The following is an 808-nucleotide window of genomic DNA, read 5'->3' as shown; positions in this document are numbered from 1 at the left end:
CCCTCAACATCTGGGCGGCCAACCTGGAGGCCAACAAGGACAAGGCGGTCGCCCTGCAGTCCGAAGAGGTCTACGACAAGTACATGAAGTACCTGACCGGCTGCGAGAACTTCTTCCGCAAGGGTGTCACCAATGTGGGGCAATTCACGTTGGTCAAGTAGGGCGGGACAAGTCGGCCCCGAACGGTGAACCGTTCGGGGCCGATTGCTTTACTGGGCCGGTTACTTCTCCAGCGTGAACTGATTGACGTCGGTGTAGCCCGCACGGAACAACTTCGCGCAGCCGGTCAGGTACTTCATGTACCGGTCGTAGACCTCCTGGGACTGGATGGCGATCGCCTGCTCGCGATTGGCCTCCAGGTTGGCCGCCCAGATGTTGAGGGTCCGCGCGTAATGCTGCTGCAGCAGCTGCACCCGCTCGATCGTGAAGCCCGCCGCCTCGCCGAATTTGAAAATGTCTTCCTGCGCCGGGAGTTGTCCACCCGGGAAAATTTCCTGGCCGATGAATCGAGCGAATCGGATATCGCTCATCGTGATGGAAACACCGCGCTCGTGCTGCTGTTTTTGCGTGTAGGTCAAGATGGTGTGCAACAGCATTCGGCCGTCGTCGGGAAGGATCTCGTAGGCGCGCTCGAAAAATGCGGGATAGCGCTCCATCTTGAAAGCTTCGAAGGCGCCAATCGTGACGATCCGGTCGACCTTGTCCTCGAACTCTTCCCAGCCCTGCAACCGCACCTCGATGTTGCGGCTGGTCGGCAATCCGGCCAGCTTGTTCTTGCTGTACTCAAATTGATTGCGGCTCAGCGTGA

Annotated in this window: 2 protein-coding genes; one reads left to right on the top strand and one right to left on the bottom strand. The window is 58.9% G+C overall.

Going from position 1 to position 808, the window contains the following annotated elements:
- Positions 1-161 (top strand): class I SAM-dependent methyltransferase (locus A5624_RS20995; protein ID WP_197519004.1); only part of this gene is annotated, 161 nt, incomplete at its 5' end.
- A gap of 60 nt (positions 162-221) precedes the next feature.
- On the opposite strand, the gene A5624_RS20990 is transcribed toward A5624_RS20995, so the two are convergent.
- The coding region (locus A5624_RS20990; protein WP_066870467.1) for a class I SAM-dependent methyltransferase at positions 222-808 on the bottom strand (587 nt) is incomplete at its 5' end.

The organism is Mycobacterium sp. 1482292.6, from assembly GCF_001672995.1.
Classification (GTDB): Bacteria; Actinomycetota; Actinomycetes; order Mycobacteriales; family Mycobacteriaceae; genus Mycobacterium; species Mycobacterium europaeum_A.
This window is presented reverse-complemented; position numbering and strand designations above follow the sequence as displayed.